Annotated in this window: 2 pseudogenes; both read right to left on the bottom strand. The window is 71.9% G+C overall.

Annotated elements, in window-relative coordinates:
- Positions 1 to 322: pseudogene (locus KDL01_RS41915) on the bottom strand (metallophosphoesterase); the annotation flags it as partial.
- 24 nt (positions 323 to 346) lie between these two features.
- Positions 347 to 463, bottom strand: a pseudogene (locus KDL01_RS46975) (SCO4848 family membrane protein); the annotation flags it as partial.

Here is a 463-nt window from a genome sequence, read left to right as displayed (position 1 = left end):
CCCGCCGTTCGAGGACCCGCCGCAGCACGGGCCGTACGAGCTCGCCCGCGAGCACGGCCAGCAGCAGGTAGAGGGAGACGGCCAGCCACAGGTAGCCGGGCCAGACCAGGATCTGCTGGAGCCGGAAGGGGGCGTCGCTGCGCCCGACGACGAAGGCGGCCACCGTCAGCGCCCAGCCGCCGGCGATCACCGCCGCGCCCGCGCGGCGCACCGGGCCCGGACCCCGGGTGGTGTCCCGGAACAGTCGGCGCCACACGTACCAGTTGCCCGTCACCAGGACGGCCAGGACGAGCAGCGCGACGAGTACGAAAACGATGGCCACGGTGCGGAGTTCCCCTGTTTCCGGTCAGGACGTCCGTGACGTCCGGCTCAGTGCGCGCAGACCGCGCAACCCGATGCCCCCGATGACCGTCCCCAATACGAAGGAGACGACGGCGAGCAGCAGGTGCACCCAGAAGTACGC

Origin of the sequence: Actinospica durhamensis (assembly GCF_018139695.1) — a bacterium.
Taxonomy (GTDB): domain Bacteria; phylum Actinomycetota; class Actinomycetes; order Streptomycetales; family Catenulisporaceae; genus Actinospica; species Actinospica durhamensis.
Note: the sequence above shows the minus strand (reverse complement) of the source record. Positions and strands in the feature narration are given on the sequence as shown.